The organism is Candidatus Zixiibacteriota bacterium (assembly GCA_040753875.1).
Lineage (GTDB): Bacteria > Zixibacteria > MSB-5A5 > GN15 > FEB-12 > DATKJY01.
Genome location: JBFMDV010000001.1, coordinates 33,126 through 50,135 on the forward strand (window position 1 = coordinate 33,126; position 17,010 = coordinate 50,135).

12 protein-coding genes and 1 tRNA gene are annotated in these 17,010 nt (G+C 56.1%); 4 read left to right on the forward strand and 9 right to left on the reverse strand.

The window, feature by feature from the left end; genetic code table 11:
* Positions 1-16 precede the first annotated feature (16 nt).
* Genes AB1644_00155 through AB1644_00165 form a run of 3 tightly spaced genes read right to left on the reverse strand, consistent with a single transcriptional unit; the run spans position 17 to position 2,022 of the window.
* A complete protein-coding gene (locus AB1644_00155; GenBank protein ID MEW6049472.1) occupies positions 17-856 on the reverse strand; it encodes a hypothetical protein in 840 nt (279 codons plus the stop codon).
* 24 nt (positions 857-880) lie between these two features.
* Positions 881-1,444: a zf-HC2 domain-containing protein gene (locus tag AB1644_00160; GenBank protein ID MEW6049473.1), complete on the reverse strand. Its 564-nt coding sequence runs from the start codon at positions 1,442-1,444 to the stop codon at positions 881-883.
* A 2-nt stretch (positions 1,445-1,446) separates the two neighbouring features.
* On the reverse strand, positions 1,447-2,022 hold the full coding sequence (locus AB1644_00165) for an RNA polymerase sigma factor (protein MEW6049474.1): 576 nt from the start codon (positions 2,020-2,022) through the stop codon (positions 1,447-1,449).
* A gap of 155 nt (positions 2,023-2,177) precedes the next feature.
* Between AB1644_00165 and AB1644_00170 the strand changes: the two genes are divergently transcribed.
* Both AB1644_00170 and AB1644_00175 read left to right on the forward strand, forming a co-directional pair.
* Positions 2,178-3,602 carry an MFS transporter gene (locus AB1644_00170; GenBank protein ID MEW6049475.1) on the forward strand — a complete coding sequence of 475 codons (1,425 nt, stop codon included), beginning with the start codon at positions 2,178-2,180 and terminating at the stop codon, positions 3,600-3,602.
* 19 nt (positions 3,603-3,621) lie between these two features.
* Positions 3,622-3,694, forward strand: a tRNA-Ala gene (locus tag AB1644_00175).
* 56 nt (positions 3,695-3,750) lie between these two features.
* Here the strand turns inward: AB1644_00175 and AB1644_00180 are convergent.
* Both AB1644_00180 and AB1644_00185 read right to left on the reverse strand, forming a co-directional pair.
* Positions 3,751-5,160, reverse strand: a complete 1,410-nt coding sequence (locus AB1644_00180; protein MEW6049476.1) for a PQQ-dependent sugar dehydrogenase — start codon at positions 5,158-5,160, stop codon at positions 3,751-3,753.
* Positions 5,161-5,297: 137 nt separating this feature from the next.
* Positions 5,298-6,119 carry an exonuclease domain-containing protein gene (locus AB1644_00185; protein MEW6049477.1) on the reverse strand — a complete coding sequence of 274 codons (822 nt, stop codon included), beginning with the start codon at positions 6,117-6,119 and terminating at the stop codon, positions 5,298-5,300.
* 297 nt (positions 6,120-6,416) lie between these two features.
* Between AB1644_00185 and hutH the strand changes: the two genes are divergently transcribed.
* Positions 6,417-7,949 carry a histidine ammonia-lyase gene (hutH, locus tag AB1644_00190; GenBank protein MEW6049478.1) on the forward strand — a complete coding sequence of 511 codons (1,533 nt, stop codon included), beginning with the start codon at positions 6,417-6,419 and terminating at the stop codon, positions 7,947-7,949.
* A gap of 69 nt (positions 7,950-8,018) precedes the next feature.
* Here hutH and AB1644_00195 read toward each other — a convergent pair whose 3' ends face one another.
* On the reverse strand, positions 8,019-10,037 hold the full coding sequence (locus AB1644_00195; GenBank protein ID MEW6049479.1) for an LTA synthase family protein: 2,019 nt from the start codon (positions 10,035-10,037) through the stop codon (positions 8,019-8,021).
* A gap of 149 nt (positions 10,038-10,186) precedes the next feature.
* Here AB1644_00195 and AB1644_00200 point away from each other — a divergent pair, with 149 nt between their 5' ends.
* Positions 10,187-11,173, forward strand: a complete 987-nt coding sequence (locus AB1644_00200) for a DUF1028 domain-containing protein (protein MEW6049480.1) — start codon at positions 10,187-10,189, stop codon at positions 11,171-11,173.
* A gap of 66 nt (positions 11,174-11,239) precedes the next feature.
* On the opposite strand, the gene recN is transcribed toward AB1644_00200, so the two are convergent.
* Genes recN through AB1644_00215 form a run of 3 tightly spaced genes read right to left on the reverse strand, consistent with a single transcriptional unit; the run spans position 11,240 to position 16,979 of the window.
* Positions 11,240-12,892, reverse strand: coding sequence for a DNA repair protein RecN (gene recN, locus AB1644_00205; GenBank protein MEW6049481.1), 1,653 nt, complete (start codon positions 12,890-12,892; stop codon positions 11,240-11,242).
* Complete coding sequence (gene dnaG, locus AB1644_00210) at positions 12,892-14,613, reverse strand: DNA primase (GenBank protein ID MEW6049482.1); 1,722 nt, start codon at positions 14,611-14,613, stop codon at positions 12,892-12,894. Before dnaG ends, recN begins: the two co-directional genes overlap by 1 nt.
* Positions 14,610-16,979, reverse strand: a complete 2,370-nt coding sequence (locus AB1644_00215) for an endonuclease MutS2 (GenBank protein ID MEW6049483.1) — start codon at positions 16,977-16,979, stop codon at positions 14,610-14,612. The genes dnaG and AB1644_00215 overlap by 4 nt, the downstream gene beginning before the upstream one ends.
* Between the last annotated feature and the right edge of the window lie 31 nt (positions 16,980-17,010).

Here is a 17,010-nt window from a genome sequence, read left to right on the forward strand (position 1 = left end):
CCGGAAGGGGGTGCGGTTACATTAGCTTTCGCTCTTTGAGAGCGAAGCGTGTTTCGGACTGGCTGTCGACGCGATACGACTTGCTCGCACCTTCAGACAGTTTCTCCCGCTGTCCTGCGACCGTCCAGTTCTCCACTTGCATCACGACACAGCCTTCTTGGTAGGCAAAATACATGGTCCCGGTCGCCCGGATGCGATCGACTCCCTGACGTTGCGTGCTATCCTGAGGCGAGATCTTGACCGGAATTACCAGGTTGCCGTCGTAGGTTATGACAGCACACCGGTAGCCGAGCTGGCGCTCGACTCCTGTGAAGATATAGCAAGTCGAGGCCACGGTGGGAACGCTGTCGATAAAAACGCTCGTTTCCTGAGTCCAGCTTTGACCCGGCCGCAATTCGCCGGAAGGAAACACGGGTGTGGCCTGATCGAAGTAGTCCTCTATGTACGACGCAGTGGAGCTGTCCATTTCCGATGTGAAGTCGATATCAACAACTTTTCCGTTTGGCTTGACGAACACGACCATCTCCCGACTTCCGCGGACCGTATCCAGCTTTGTGGAGTCCTTTTCATTCACTTGTGTGTAGTCCCAGGAGTCTCTCTCCAGGATTTCCGCGGAGGTATCGGGAAGCACTCTGCGGACGGTTTGCTCGATCTGGAGAAGAATGGTAGCGCTCGATTGCTTGGTCACCGAGTCGGCTTCGGTAACGGTCAGACTCCTTCGGGTCGTTTGATCGTACACCAGTTTCAAGCCCGGCTCGAACTTGAATCTAAGACTAATCTCTTCGCCGCCCGTGCCGCATGACTGGAGCACGGCGGTCAGAAGGCTGATCCCAACGATGGCGGTTATTTTATTCACGACTGTCTCCGTATGGATTATCGGCTATTGTGGCCAAAGTAACTCCGGGAGGGTGGCAAATCTTCCCAATGGCCCCGGCGCCCCAAGCACCAAAGAAGCCCGGGCTACGAGGCGACGTTCATGGACCGACATGATAGTGGACTGGTCCGACGCAAGCAGTCCTCGAAGTGGTGCCGTTACCAGAAGCGGATGGGGGGAGGCATTGGCGGCTGTGACCTGTTCGCGTCGCTGGCTTCCCACCCAGACGGCGGCAAAAAGGAGCAGCAATGATGCCGCACATGTCAGGAGCGCACGCGAAAGTTCCGGGTTGATGCGCCGGGGGAGATGCGTGATCGACGTGCGCTCGACAACCGGTTCACGGTCAACGGTCTTGGCTGCTATCAGCGGGCTAACTTCCGCCCAGTAGTCAGGGCCAGGATCGGTCGCTGGCGCCGCGGCCAGCATCCTCTTCAATCGCAGTGCACGATCGTACTCCGCCTGGCAAGCGGAGCACGCCGCCAGATGCACTTTCACTTGTGCCTCATCCGGCGGGGAGAGTTCGTTATCGACCAGATCGTCAATGAGCGACAGGACAACGTGACAGGTCATTGTTACTCCTTTGTGCTCAGCCGCTTCGACAGAATTTTCTTCAGCTTGGTTCTTGCAATGTGCAGGTTTGAGCGGACGGTCGCCTCCGGGCAGTTCAGGATGCCCGCTATCTCCGTCTTGGTGTATCCTTCAATGTCATGGAGGATAGCGGTCAACCGCTGCCGCGGTGGAAGTCGATCCAGTGCCTGCAATATTTCCTTCATCAGCACCCGGTCATCGAAGTCATCGCTGGGGGTCCGAACGCGCCGGGACAACTCCATCTGGACGTTGCCGGGCAGCGTCGCCGGATCGTCGCCAACACTGCCCCTCCCTTTTCGCTTGCGCAAAAGGTCGATGGCATAGTTGGTTGCGATGCGCATCAAGAACGAGGTGAAACTGGCTACATGCTGTAATTCCTTTCGTCTTCCATATACCCGCACAAACGTTTCCTGAACCACCTCGTCGGCATCAAGATGGTTCCCCAGCAGTCGAAACGCTACTGAGTATATCCTGCGCTGGTGAAGTCGCACCAACTCGGTGAAGGCGCCGGTGTCGCCCCCAATAAACCGCTCGACCAACTCCGGGATGGTCCAGTTCATACCCCGAACGCGGATACGCCACTCACTTTAGACGCTGCCACCGACCGATTGTTCAATGCCCCTGAAACCTGTTGACCCTGCATCGGGTTTAGGTTATGGTTAGCGCCGACGGTTGTCAATTCATTTTTTGGCAACGCTTTGACAGATAAGAAGTTATGGACGAACAGGCAATTCAAACCAACCGCTACAAGTTTTTCACGGTCGGTGCTCTGGGAACGTTCATGGCGACATTCGATGGTTCGATTGTCAATGTCGCCCTCCCGACCATTGCTGAGAAATTGAGCTGCCCAGTCGATGTTGTCGCGTGGGTCGTGCTCGCCTACTCACTAACTCTGATCGCCCTCATGCTTGTCTTTGGAGCCTGGACTGAGTCGAAAGGGTACGCATTCGCGTACCGATTTGGGTATATCTTCTTTCTCCTCGGATCGCTGACCTGTTCTCTGGCCTGGGACATCTATGCGCTGATCATCGGCCGCATACTGCAGGCAACTGGCACGGCAATGTTTGCGGCTATCGGCCCCGGCATGGTGTCACGGGTCTTCCCGGCCAACGAAAGAGGCAAGGGGATCGGTATGATGGTCATGATGGTAGCCGCAGGCTTCATGGTTGGCCCGCCGGTCGGCGGACTGATGCTGGGGATCTGGTCCTGGCCCTCGATCTTTCTCGTGAATTTGCCCGTCGGCTTGGTCGGTCTCTATCTTGTGTACCGTTATTTTTCGCTTCTCCCGCCCCCCAAGTCAAAGCGAGAAGTTCGGTTTCCCAGTGCCGCGGCCATTTCAACGTCGCTTGTCGCGGGGATTTTTGCGCTGTCGATGCTCAACGATCATCCGTTCAACGACGTTCGGATCTGGGGACTGCTGCTGCTTTCCGCGGCCGCTTTACTGGTTTTCTTTCGTATCGAGTCAAAACCCGAAAAGGCGCTTATCGGGCTGGAGATATTCCGCAACCGACAATTCACGACTTCGATCCTGGCACAATCGACATACTTTATCGCCTCCTCGGGTGTATTGGTGCTCATTCCATTCTATTTGGAGCGCGTGAAAGGGCTGGAGCCGCGACAGGTCGGGCTGTTTCTCATCATCCTGCCGGTCCTCATGTTCGTTCTTTCCCCCTTAGCTGGCCGTCTCTCCGATCGCATCGGTTACCGGCTGCTCACCTCGGCCGGGATGTTGATCACAGGACTGGGTCTTGTGCTTCTGGGGCGAATGGACCTTGAAACCACGAATATGTATGTGGTTTTGTCGATGACCGTCATCGGCGTTGGTGTGGGCCTGTTCAGCACTCCCAATTCATCAGCTTTGATGGGCTCGGTAGAAGCGTCGCAGCAGGCGGTGACATCCGGCATCCTGGCTACCAACAGGAACATCGGGATGTCGGTCGGAGTCGGTCTATCCACGGCCTTTTATTCATTTCTCGAAAACAGGAACGGTGCACTGGCAGATCCCAAGCTGATATTCATCCGAAGTTACAGGCCGGTGATCTACTTCGCCGTTGCCCTGACTTTGGTGGGAGTTGTTTTCTGTTTAATCCGCGGCAACGGCGAGAACAAAGCAGTTGACATAACGCCCCCCGGCGTGTAAAATCGGGGACTCATAATACGGGGCCATAGCTCAGCTGGGAGAGCGCTTGACTGGCAGTCAAGAGGTCGGGAGTTCGATCCTCCCTGGCTCCACAAATTCCGATCATACGCCCCGACTTTGCAGTCGGGGCATTTAGTATCGAGTTAATTCACGGACATAGCGGCAGGGCAGAGCTGAAAAAAAGAAATGAAACCATCCTATTCAGGTCCGAGATGTCGATAACGCCCCCCAGGCTGCCGTCCACATTCGCTTCATCAGGGCATGACGTTATCGCACCGCCGAAAAAAAGGTAATCCACCAAGGCTCCAAGGTCGCTGATATCACTGAGATCACCCAAGTCACCGTCCACATTGCCGGTTGTGCCGGTACAGCAACCCAGACTGCACTGGCTGGGGACGCCGTTCGGCACGATCTTGTAAACGCGTCCGGCGTTCAGGTTGACTACGTACAACTCTCCACGGGCATCTTCGCCGAACGAGGCAACGCCGGAACTGGTTAAACCCAATTCCGTATTTCGGTTCTGGAAACCGGTAATACCCGAACCATCATACGTGAAACTCCATATCTCGCCGGTACAGTAGTCGGCGAAAAAGTAGGTTCCTTGCAGGTCCGGTATGGCGCAACCACGATAGACGTAGCCACCGCTGATGGAACATCTCCCTCCCGAGTGGGTGTACTGATAGATCGGGTCCACCAACGTGAAACCTGCCTCACAGTTGGTTGGCGGGTTGTAGCAGTTCAGACCTTCTTTTCGCCGCCAGCCGTAGTTCTCGCCACCGGAGCTCGAACCGGGCTGGAAGTCGATTTCTTCGATGACATTCTGGCCAACGTCGGCGATATACAGATCGCCGGTCTGCCGGTCGAAACTCCACCGCCATGGGTTTCGGACGCCAAGAGACCAGATCTCGTGGCGGTAATTCGCCGAATCGACGAACGGGTTGGAGGGGGGGATGATCACCGTGTCGGCGCTGACGTCGATACGGAGCATTTTGCCGAGAAGGGAAAGGGGATTCTGAGCGTTGTTGTTAGGGTCTCCTGCGCTGCCCCCATCACCCATGCCAATATACAAATATCCGTCGAACGGCCCGAAACCGATCATACCCCCGTTATGATTTGAAAAAGGCTGGTTGATAGTCAGATAATCGTGACGTGTGGCAATGCTGGCGCTGTCGGGGTCACTGCTGACACTAAACCGTGTGACAACGGTGTTGCCCGACGTGTTGGTGAAATTGAGAAAGAAATACCCATTTGTGGCATAATTGGGGTGAAACGCGAGCCCCAGCAGCCCTTGCTCCGTACCGGAAGACGTAATAAGGGAAGCGACGTCAATGAACGGTCGCGACAGAGTGGCGCCGGCCCGCCAGATCTTGATCTTGCCGGTTCGCTCGACTATGAACAAGCGGGTGGTGTCGCCTGGCGGCGACGTTATGAACAGTGGCTGTGTGAAAGTCCCTCCGATCTGCACGGTCGTGAGCGGCGTGGCCGCCGGAACCGGCGATGCGACGAGTGCCGCCGCTGCCAGTACCGCGACTACTGGCAATATCCCGGTCTGAGTCATGGCTACCTCCTGACTGTTTTCCTATACAGAGATCTGCCCTGTTATACTTGTACAACCTACATGTCATGGACCGATGAAGTTGATTACAGAATAACAGCTGGATCGGTCGGTCGGTTCGCGATTGCTTCGCGGCTGGTCTACCGGACCAGCTTGAACGTGAGCAGGCGATCGAGGCGAAACGTTCGTTCCGCCTGTGCTTTTTCGCAGTAGGCTCGGATGTATATCGCGAATCGTTGTTCGAAAACACGCAGTGGGCGTATACGACGCGTCTCCGCGGGTCGGCCAGAGGACGAATACACAATCTCAAGCGTCAGTTGTTCCCGGCAGGCCAGTGAAATGTCGGCGAACTGCTCCGGCAGTTCTGCCTCCCGAAGTCGACCATCGGTGAAATGATATTGCCCGCACTTGCGCACTAGTTCATCCAGCTCTGACGTGCGGCCCAGATCATCCATCAACCGAGTGAACAAGCGCTGCACGCATCCGGCATCGGCCAGCGCCCGATGCGCCTGGGTCTGCTCAATATCAAACTTCTGTACCAGCGACAAGAGGGAGTATGACGGGAGTTGCGGGTAGGACCTGCGATAAAGATCAACCGTGTCGAGAATCAGGTTATCAGGTAGCACGTCGTCGCCTCGGTCCAGTTCACAGGCAACGAAGGCAATATCAAAAGGGGCGTTGTGTGCCATCAGAACGGCCTCCGGGCCGCAGAATTCGAAGAAGCTCATCAGCGCCGTTTTGGCCGATGGTGCACCGGCCACCATTTCATCCGTGATACCGTGAATTGAGATGACTTCCGCCGGTATGGCGCTCCGGGGATCGATCAATGTCTGGAACGTAGTGACCTGGTCGTCACCAAGTCTGAATTTCACGCCGGCAATCTCGACCAGCCGATGCGAGGGGGCCCACAAGCCGGTTGTTTCGGTATCAAACGCGACGAATGTCAACTCATCAAGGCGCATATCTGCCTTCGGGGTAACTGACCTACGGCAAGATGGTGCGCCGTAAACCGATTGACAATCGCAATCTCCGGCATATCTTGGTAGCAAAGGTGTTTGTATGATATCTGTATGCAGTAGACCCCATCACAGCTTTATTCGGACCAAACCGGTCCAGTCTTTTGCCTCTCGCTATAACGCTCTGGCCGGTTCCGGCCTCCAGGACGAGTAGTCTCGCTCTCGGTTCCACGCGGCCGCCAAGAGGTCGCACGTATCCGTAACAGCTATGTGAATCAATATGGCATCGGTTTGGAGAAGTATATGGCATTGAAAGAAGTCATTATCACGGGCGCCGACCTCACGGTTGATGAGGTTGATGCTGTCTGCCGGCGTGGGGCGAAGGTTATGCTTGCCCCGCAGGTCGAAGGAGCAGTGAAAGCCAATCGTGACGTTATCGAGCGCAAAGTGAAGGCCGGCGTAGCCGTTTATGGCGTCACCACAGGAATAGGCGAGTTTGCCCGAATTCAGATCTCGCCCGAACAGGGGATGGAACTGCAGAAACGAATTGTCTACTCCCATGCGGCGGCGGTGGGGGACCCGATACCGGAATCTGATGTTCGTGCGGCCATGTTGCTGCGCCTGAACTGCCTCTCGAAAGGGTATTCCGGTGTTCGTCCGGTATTGGTTGAGACATTGGTTCAAATGCTCAACAAGGGTGTTCATCCGGTCATCTATCAGAAAGGGTCACTGGGTACATCGGGCGATCTGGCGCCGCTGTCACAATTGGCCGAGGTTGTGATGGGAGAGGGGCGTGCCGATTTCAACGGCAAGCGGATGGCGGGAGGAGAGGCCATGGCGGCGGCAGGCATTCGGCCGATCGTGCTCAGCTTCAAAGAAGGGCTGGGCGTGATCAACGGCACTCAGGCGTTTACCGGTGTGGGAGTTCTGGCCATCCATGATACGCGCAAGCTTTGCAAGAATGCGATAATCGCAGCCGGGATGACCGTGGATTGCGTCAGTTCGGCTATTGCGGCCTTTGATCCCAGGGTCCACGAGATCCGAAACCACCGCGGACAGAAAGTGGTGGCCGAGAACATCCGTCGAGTCATTCAAAATTCTGAGACAATCCCCGCAAACAGGGGGAAAGTGCAGGATGCCTACTCGCTTCGATGTGTCCCGCAGATCATGGGGCCGACGCTCGATGCCCTGCAGTATGTGACTCAGCAGCATGAAGAGGAGATGAATGGTGTATCGGACAACCCACTCTTCTTTACGAATGACGATGCCTACCTTGCCGCCGGTAACTTCCACGGGCAGCCGGTGGCCATGGCCCAGGATTTTCTGGCGATAGCCATAGCCGAAATCGCCGACTTGGCCGAACGGCACACCAATCGGCTTATGAACCCGGTGCTTTCCGGACTTCCGGATTTCCTTGTCGAGGGTAAAGGGCTCAATTCGGGCCTCATGGTGGCCCAGTACTCTCAGGCGGCGTTGATGTCCGAAAACAAGATTTTGGCTCACCCGGCTGTAGTGGACAACGTCTCCGTCTCAGCTGACCAGGAAGACCATGTCTGCATGGGCTCGGTGACGGCCATGAAATTGACTACCATTCTCCGCAATACCGAGATATGTGTGGCGATACAATTGATGTCAGCAGCTCAGGCGCTCGATTTCAAACGGCCGCTTAAGGCCGGCAAGGGGACTGAGGCCGCGTATCAGGTCATTCGCCGAAAACTCAAAAAGCTGGTGGATGATCGCCCCCTCTATCCGGACATTGAAATTGTCACCGCACAGGTCCGCGACGGTTCGATTGTGGAAGCGGTTGAGGAAGCCGTAGGCGAAATCAAACTGTAAGCCCAAGCTGTCGGATTACAATCGAACACTGCCGTTCGTCCGTACGAGCGGCAGTTTGTTTGGAGTCCATCACGGCGTTGGTGTCGTCGATTGCTCGGCTACCTGCATGAAAATGCGAAGCCGTCGCTGCAGCCGCGCCAATTCGTCGGGGTGCTCCCGGCTGATATCCCGCGGCTCACTATTAAGCGAATCCCGGTCGAACAGGCTGATAAACTCTCCGAGCGCCTCGAGATAGAAATAGTCCCGTTCAAGGTAGGCGATACAACTGGTGGAGTTCATGGTTGCGAAACCACTGTCGTCGGCCGGCAGTAACAGCAGGTTGCGTCCCCAGCTCTGGTGAGTGTAGTCCCCCCCGAGTAAGCCCATGAGCGTCGGAAGGACATCCGTCTGCCCCCCGATTTTGTCGATCCGCTTCCTTTCGGCGCCCAGCAGCGAAGGTCCGTAGATCAGGAGCGGGACCTGAAAATCGCTCAAATTCACCGCCAGGTTTCCGCCGCGGAATTTGGCGTGGTCCGCCGTCACGACGAAAATGGTACTGTCGAACGCGGAATGAGCGCGGAACTCATCGATAAATCTCCCCAGAGAATGGTCGGCATACAACTGGGCATTGTAGACCATCGAAGTATCGGATCTGTCGAAATATCGCTGCACCGAGGAATCCGGCAGGTCGAACGGCTCGTGATTGGAGAGGGTCAGGATGGTCAGTTGAAAAGGGCGAGGGAATGAATCAAGCCGCTCAACCATCTCATGAAATACCACATGGTCCGGGATACCCCATTTGGCCAGGACTTTCTCTTTTCCCAGGTCCTTGTCCCCATAGAGGCGGTCAAACTGCTTGGCGCGAAAGAATCCGCCACAGTTGTCGAACACCAGGTCGCCGCCATATGCGAAGGCGTTGTAATAACCGCGTTCGTGCAATATCTCCGACAGCGCTCGGAACGGGTGCAACGCATTATATCGTGTCATAACCGATCGTCCGGGCAGCGCCGGAAAAGCACATAGGACACCCGGCAGACCATAATTGGTGCGGGTGCCGGTGGCATAGAATTGAGTGAACAGGATCCCATCTTCCGCGAACTGGTCAAAGCGGGGCGTGAGATTGCGCGGCGAGCCGAGCGCGCCGGTGTTTCGCCCTGACCAGCTCTCTTCCAGCACGATAATGATATTCGGTCGAAATCCCCAGCTCGCCTCCGCCTGGTGTGTCGTGCGTATGAGTGTCGAGTCGTCATCACGCCACGTCTCATTAGGTTGTCCCAACAGGGTCCGAACCGTGTCCATTCCCGTCTTGAAGTCTACGAACGGGAAGCGATCATCTTCGGGTAGGTACGCAAGGCGCGGGTCTGATTTCTCCTCGCTGAACGCCCGCCCCAGCATATAGATGCCGTTCAGCCCGAGCTGGTTGAGAAAGTGATTCTGACTCACGTACGCCATTCCCCAGTTGATCGTGGAGAGACTGGTTCGCCCTCGTATACCAACGAAGCTGATCCCCAGGAACAGCACGAAATACAGTATCTGCGATCTCCATGAGTTGCGGTAGGGCACCCGGGAGGCGACATTGAATAATACGCCAAATAGGTGCCACAAAGCTGCACTAACGGTGACCCATAGTAGCATGAATGGCACGAAGCGTGATTCAGACACGACCAAGTGCCAACTGGTCTTGCCGCCCTCGATCCCTTGGATTGCCTGGAAATTGAGGTGGCTGTCGAAATAGAAAAAGAAGCGAAGGTCGGCCAGCAAGAGCAGCACCGAAAGAGAAAACATGATGGTGGTATAGGATACGATAAGCCTTCGCCAGAAGCGAGTCACTTCGGGCAGCCATGGAAGTACCAGCAGTACCGGCAGGAGAGTCACCAGAATGACGATGGTATCAAAACGGGCGCCGATCAGAAAGGCACGAAGCAGATCCGTGTTGCTCACCCCGCTCATGCGTTCGTTAAACTGGTACCAGAACACAAAGCGCCAAAGCCCAAAAAGCAACAGGCCGGAGATCCATACGAGGAGGGAATACAGGTACGGGCAAGATGGCAGGTAGGCGCTGAACCGCGGCGGCAGTCTACGAGTCATCAGGTAAATTAAGTACTTCATGGGGCAAAAGACAAGCCCCAGTGTCGATCATACTCGATTCGTCGCATCCACTTTGTTCCTGACAGGACACACAACGCGTTAAAAGCTTGCCCGCGGCTCGCACGTGAGCAAATTTGAAAGTGCAGGCAGCGATAATCAAGGAGGTCTCGATGAAGCGCGTGTATTTCACGGTATTTCTGGCCGGGGCAACGGCGGCGCATGCTGCCGATATATCAGGTCTATCAAGGCCACTCCGCCCGGTCCATACCTATTCGATCGTCTGCTATGACTCCACCACTGGGCAGTTTGGCGCTGCAGTGCAGTCCCACTGGTTCAAAGTGAGCGATGTCATCTGGCTGGAGCCTGGCGTTGGGGCAGTTGCCACCCAATCACTCGTGGAATTCTCATACGGTCCACTTGGTCTGGCGATGATGAAAAACGGCAAATCGGCCCGCCAGGCGCTGGCCGGATTACTGGCAAGTGATTCCGCCAATGCCGTTCGCCAGGTTGCCATGATCGACCGGCATGGCATCGTCGCCACCCATACCGGATCGCGTTGTATCGCCGAGGCGGGCCATCACGTCGGGAAGTTCTATTCCTGCCAGGCTAACCTGATGCGAAACGCCACGGTCTGGGACGCCATGGCAAAGGCGTTCGAGCAGACTACCGGCGACCTTGCCGACAGAATGATGGCGGCGCTGGAGGCTGCACAGAAAGAAGGGGGAGATATTCGCGGCATGCAATCTGCCGCCATGGTTGTCGTGTCCGGCACGCCGACCGGCATGCCTTGGCGAGATCGCATTGTCGATATTCGCGTGGATGATTCGCCGCAGCCGCTGGCCGAGCTGCGACGGCTTCTTGATATCACTCGTGCCTATGACCTGATGAACAAAGGGGACGAATTGGCGGCTGTCGCGAAGCTCGATGACGCCGCGCGAGCCTACGCTGATGCTTCGCGTCTGGCCCCGGGCAATCTGGAAGTACAGTTCTGGAACGCGGTCGGTCTCGTAACCAACGGCCAGCTCGAACGGGCATTGCCGTTATTCAAGGAAATATTCGCCAAGGATGATTCTTGGCGCACCCTGGTGCCGCGGCTTGTGAAATCAGAACTGTTGCCCAACGACAGCGCCACGATAACCCGCATTATCAGCCAGTAGCACGCGCTGGAATAGTGGAGAAAGCCTGAGGTCGGAAAGACGAAGCCACGGGTTGCGGATGCACGGCTATTCGGGGAGCGCTACCATCCGATCGAGTTCTTCTTTGATCGATGCCCCCTCCAGCTTGCTGACCCGAATGGTGGCCCGGCTGCCGGGCGTGCGCGTTTTTTCGGCGATATAGTGATGGTCCGCAAGACGGGCGATCTGATGCAGGTGGGTCACCACCATGACCTGGCTGGTCTCAGACAGCCGCTTGAGTTTGAGACCCACCTCATGAGCGGTTCGGCCGCCAATACCGGCATCGACTTCGTCAAACACCAAAAGAGAGTGCCGCAGTCGAGCGTTTTTCTTTTCGGCCGCCTTGAGGGCCAGCAGAATTCGCGACATCTCACCCCCTGACGCTGTCTTCACCAGCGATTTCAGTGGCTCGCCCGGGTTGGCGGAGAAGAGAAAGCGGGCATGTTCCAAGCCGTACGCGTACGGTTTTACGGCCTTCCCATCCAGCAACACACCGTCGGTCTCTTCCTCGTACATGAACTCGGCTTCAAATCCTGCCTTGTCAATAGCCAGTTCGCTCAATTCCCGCAGCACGAGCTTGCACAGATACTCAGAGGCTTTCTTGCGCAAATCGGAAAGCTCCTGTGCCTTCCGGCTATATTCCTTGAAATTTCGCTCGACCGTCCTTTCGAGCGCCAGGATCATGCTGTCAACATCGGGATATTCACCGAGCTGCGCTTTGATATCGGCGAGCATCGCCAGGATCGCTTCCTCCGAACCGCCGTATTTCTTCTTGAGGTTGTACAGCTCATCAAGGCGCGCGTTGATCTCGTCGAGTCGTGACGGGTCATCGGGAATGGAGGCGCCGTACTGCTCGATCACGCGTCGCAGTTCTTCAAGGCGGAAGTCAATATCACCCAGCTCATCGGCCGAGTGATTCAGCCGGTTGTCGATATCCGCCATCTTGTCCAGCTCTTTGCGCGCCGCGCGCAGTTGGTGAATGACCGATTGCTCTTCATTATCGAGGATATTCTGCACCAGCTCCGCCGACGCCATGAGGGTTCGGGAGGAGTCCAGTATTTTTCTCTCACGCAGGAGATCTTCTTCTTCGCCCATCCGGACCTGAGCCTTTTCGATCTCGGCCTTCTGGTATGCCAGTAGTTCGTGTTCCTTCCGAGTCTGCTCCCGGCGCTCGACTACCCGCTTGAACTCCTTGACCGTGCGTTCCCATTCGGCGAATAACTGGCCGACCAATTCACGAAGCGTATCAAGCCCGCCGAAATGGTCCAGAAACAGGAGGTGATTCTCCTCGTTCATCAGCATTTGATTGGCGTGCTGGCCCAGAATCTCTGCCATCGGGGTGGTGAGCTCTTTGAGCCGCGCCAGCGAAGAGGGGGTGCCGTTGATCCTGATGCGGGAGTTGCCGTCTTTGGTAATCTCTCGAACCACGGTAATGGTGTTGTCGATGATGTAATCGGCGAAGTCCCGCTTGTACTGGTTGGACATGTTTGATATCTGGAACTGAGCCTCGACCACTCCCTTGGCGGCGCCGTGGCGCAAAAACTCCCGGTCGGCCCGGTCCCCCAGCGCGAGGGAGAGCGCCGTCACGATAACCGATTTGCCTGCCCCAGTCTCACCCGTTAGCACGGTAAGCCCTTTGTCGAATGCCAGGTCAGCCTCGGCGACCAGGGCGATGTTCTGTATTTTAAGCGAAGTCAGCATCAGAGTCCAAAACTCTTGAGTTGTTGCAGCAGCGCATCAGCGGTCTTCTGATCGCCTGATGCTTCCGCCGCCGCCAATTCCTTCTGCAGTTGCGCCCGAATCCGTTTGCGCTTTCGTTCGGCAATCAGTCCAATATAACGTCTTGTTTCACCGTCAACAACCTCCGGTGCCCATTCGCGGGACGCCAGTTCGGTCAGGAGGGAGATAGTAGCATCATCGGCAAGATTCTGAACGAGTGTAGCGGCGTTGACAATGCCAACAGCTTTGTATTGCTGGATCATGGCAGCGTAGAGCCGTGACAACTGCTTGGAATCGAGATCGTCCGGCGATACCGCTTCAAAGGCAGTGTCGATTGAACCGGGATTGGCAAGAAGAAGCGACACGTAGTCCATCTCCATTTGGTGTTGGCGTGCTTTCGCCCCTGCGTTAGATTGTTCCGGAGTTCCGCGCGCCGGAGATGAAGCCTTGAATATCCCCGGCTCAACGCCGATCTGAACGGCCGCCTCAGCAAAAAACAGCGTCCTGCGAGTAGGATCCCCGATCTTGCTGCCGAGCGCGCTTAGCTCCTTCACGAGCTTCTCCTTGGCAATGATACCGGCGTTGTCGAGATTCACTCGTTTCACCCGGAACGGAATGAACCCGATTGCGTCGAGCCGAAGTTCTTCCACTTTGCCCCGGCCGAATTTGCGGGAGATGCTGTCCGGGTCTTCTCCCGGAAGCGCCGGCATAACCTTCACCTCCAGGCCGGCATCGTACAGATGCTCGACCGACCGTAGCGCCGCATTCTGTCCGGCTGAATCGGCATCGAAAAACAAGTATACCTCGTCACAGAACCGCGCCAACAGTCTTGCCTGCTGCGGCGTGAATGCTGTGCCGGACGATGCCACGACGTTTTGAACACCCACCTGCCAGAGCGAGATGAGGTCAAAATACCCTTCGACGATATACGCCGCACCGGCCTGTCGGATATGATCTCGCGAAAAGTTCAAGCCATAGAGGAGATTTCCCTTGGTATACAACGGCGTCTCCGGTGAATTCACATATTTCGCCTGCTCACCCTTCTTGAGGGTCCGCCCTCCGAATGCCACCGGCTTCTGACTCAGATTGAAAATCGGTATCATCAAGCGCTGGCGGAAGAGATCGAAGTAGCTCTTTCTGGTCTCCGAGAAGCTCGCCAGCCCGGCCTTGTGCAGGTCGTCCGATGTTACATCTTTGCACCGCGCATACTTGATGAGCCCGTCCCACTCCTCGCCGCTTAGCCCGATCTTGAAAAGCTCAATGCTTTCGTCGCTGATCTGCCGCTGCGATCTCAAATACTTATCCAGGACAACAGCATATTTCGATTGAAAAAGTACCTTGTGAAAATAGTCGAGTGCGATCTGATTCGCATAGTTGAGCCGTTCGAACTGCTCGCGTTTGACGTCGGTAGCAGCCTCTCTGATGGTGATGTTCGCTTTGCTCGCCAGGAACCGCACGGCCTCCACAAACGACATCTTCTCATGCTCCATGAGGAAACTGAAAATGTTGCCCCCTTTGCCGCAGCCGAAGCAGTGGAATATCTGTCGATCAGGGTTGACATTGAACGAGGGTGTTTTCTCGGTGTGAAACGGGCAGAGGCCGAGGAAATTGCGCCCGCGTTTCTTCAATCGGACAAACTCGCCGATCACCTGGGCAATATCGGTTGCCTGGCGGACCTGCTCGATAGTTTCGGCTGGTATCATTGTTTCAGCTTCACAACCGTGACTCCCGCGCCCCCCTCGTTCCAGTTCCCGAGCGTGAAGGAGTCGACCTCGGCGTGCTTTTTGAGATAGTCTGTGATTATCCGGCGGAGCGCTCCGGTCCCTTTGCCATGGATGACATATATCTGGCCCAGGCCGGCCACGACCGCTCGGTCGATGAATTTTTCAAGCGCTTCCACGGCTTCCTCACCGGTCATCCCTCGAAGATGTATCTCCGGTGAAATATCATTGTTGTGCGGAATTCGGCCGGCCGGGCGCACGACACTACGCGCGGACCCATCGGCGTCAGGTTGTCGAAGATGCCTCAGTTCGACAATCGTATTCACGTTCCCCACTTGTACCCTGGCGCGATCTTCGCCGACCATTTCAAGAATGAGTCCCTGCTGATTCAGGGTGGCGATCCGCACCTGATCTCCCTTTTGAAAGCGTATGGTCTCGATCGCTTCCTTGTGCGCCGCCGTCAGGCGTTGTTTCAGGTCACCGACACCTTTCTGGGTCACCTTGAGCGTTTGCTGTAGTTTCTTGATCGACTCCTTTGACGCCTGCGTTTTGCGTATTTCGCCAACCAGTCGTTCGGTTTCCTTGCGCGTCTCATCGAGCAATCTCTGGGTCTCTTCAAGTGCCTTGGTTCGTTCTTCGTCAATCTCATCTCTGAATTTCTCCGTCTTGATCCGGTACTGCTCTTCAAGGTCTCTCGCCTTGGTCAGGCGGTCGGTCAATTCCGCCCGATCTGCCGTGATCTGCTTGAGTTCCTTTTCAAGCGAAGCTATCAGTTCGTTGAGGGATCGCTCACCGGTGCCGACCAGTATCGACGCATGCTCGCATACTTCGGCCGGCATACCGAGTCGACCGGCTATCTCAACGGCATATGACGAGCCGGGCAGACCGACATGCAGCCGATAGGTGGGGGCAAGTGTCTCACGATCGAATTCCAAGGAAGCGTTCTCGATGGCCGCATGGTCGAGCGCCAGTGACTTGAGCTGCGAATAGTGAGTAGTAGCCACTAATCGGGCACCGCTGCGAACGATGTGCAGTATGATCGCTTCGGCCAGCGCCGCCCCTTCCTTTGGGTCGGTCCCGGCTCCGATCTCATCAAGCAACACCAGCGTATCCGGCGACAGACGGGTTATGGCACGAATGATGTTGCCGATGTGCGATGAAAACGTCGAGAGTGACAGCTCAATCGACTGCTCATCACCAATGTCTGCGTACAACTGCCGGAACGTGCCGACTGTGGATCGTTCGGATGCCGGGATCGGAAGGCCGGACTGAGCCATCAGGACCAGCAAGCCGATCGTTTTCAAGGCTACGGTTTTCCCGCCGGTATTCGGGCCGGTGACCAACACCGCCTGGCGTGCATGATTTAGCTCAAGGGTCAGTGGAACAACTTTGGCAGGGGAGCCAGACTGCCAGACAAGGAGCGGATGTCGCGCCACTTCGAGCTTGAAACCGGCGGAATCCACAATGTTTGGTCGGTGTGATTCGGTCCGAATGGCGAACTGGGCTGTGGCATACATGCGATCGAGACTGGCGATGAGCGCGATATTTCCCTCCAGCGCGTCGGCGCGGGCGGCGATTTCCGATGTGAGATGCCGAAGGATCCGATCCATTTCGATTCGTTCTTCCTGCGAGAGCAGGTTGACGCGATTATTGAGTTCCACCGTCTCCTTCGGTTCGACAAAGAGCGTGGCGCCGGATTGACTTCGGTCGTGGAGAATGCCGATCTCGTTCCGAAAACTGCTGGCCGGCACCGGTATTACATACCGTCCGTTCCGCTGTGTGACGATATCATCAGTCCAACCAGGCTGTTTCTTCTGCGCACCCAGTAGTTGTTCGAGTCGATTGATCACGCGGCGGCGTGTATCGTTCAGTTCGATCCGGACCCGTCGCAATTCGGGGGAAGCGTCGTCCTTGATATTAGCATGTTCGTCAATCGCCTTGTGAATCTCTTTGTGCAATTCCGGGAAGGCCCTCAAGTTCTGGAGATACTCTGCTACGAGAGGGAACTTCTCGCGACTTTCCTTATCATAACCGTGAAGGGCCGTGGACAATGCCACCAGGTCAGCCACCTGAAGTATCTCGTCAGGGGCCAGGAACATACCCGATATCCGTGATTTGGCCAGCAGTTCGCGGCAATCCTCGGTACGGTACAGGGGAAAGGGGAGTCCAAAACGGACAATGTCCTTCATCTGGCTGTATTCCGACTGGAGCCGGTCGATCTCGCTTCTGTCGAATATCGGCCGAATATCCGCCACCTCGGCGCGACCGTACGGCGTGAGACATTGACCGCCTATGAGGGCGATGACCTTGGGGAATTCGAGCGTGTCTATTGCGTGTGCGTCGATCATGGTTACTTACCCACAAACAAAAACCGGCCGG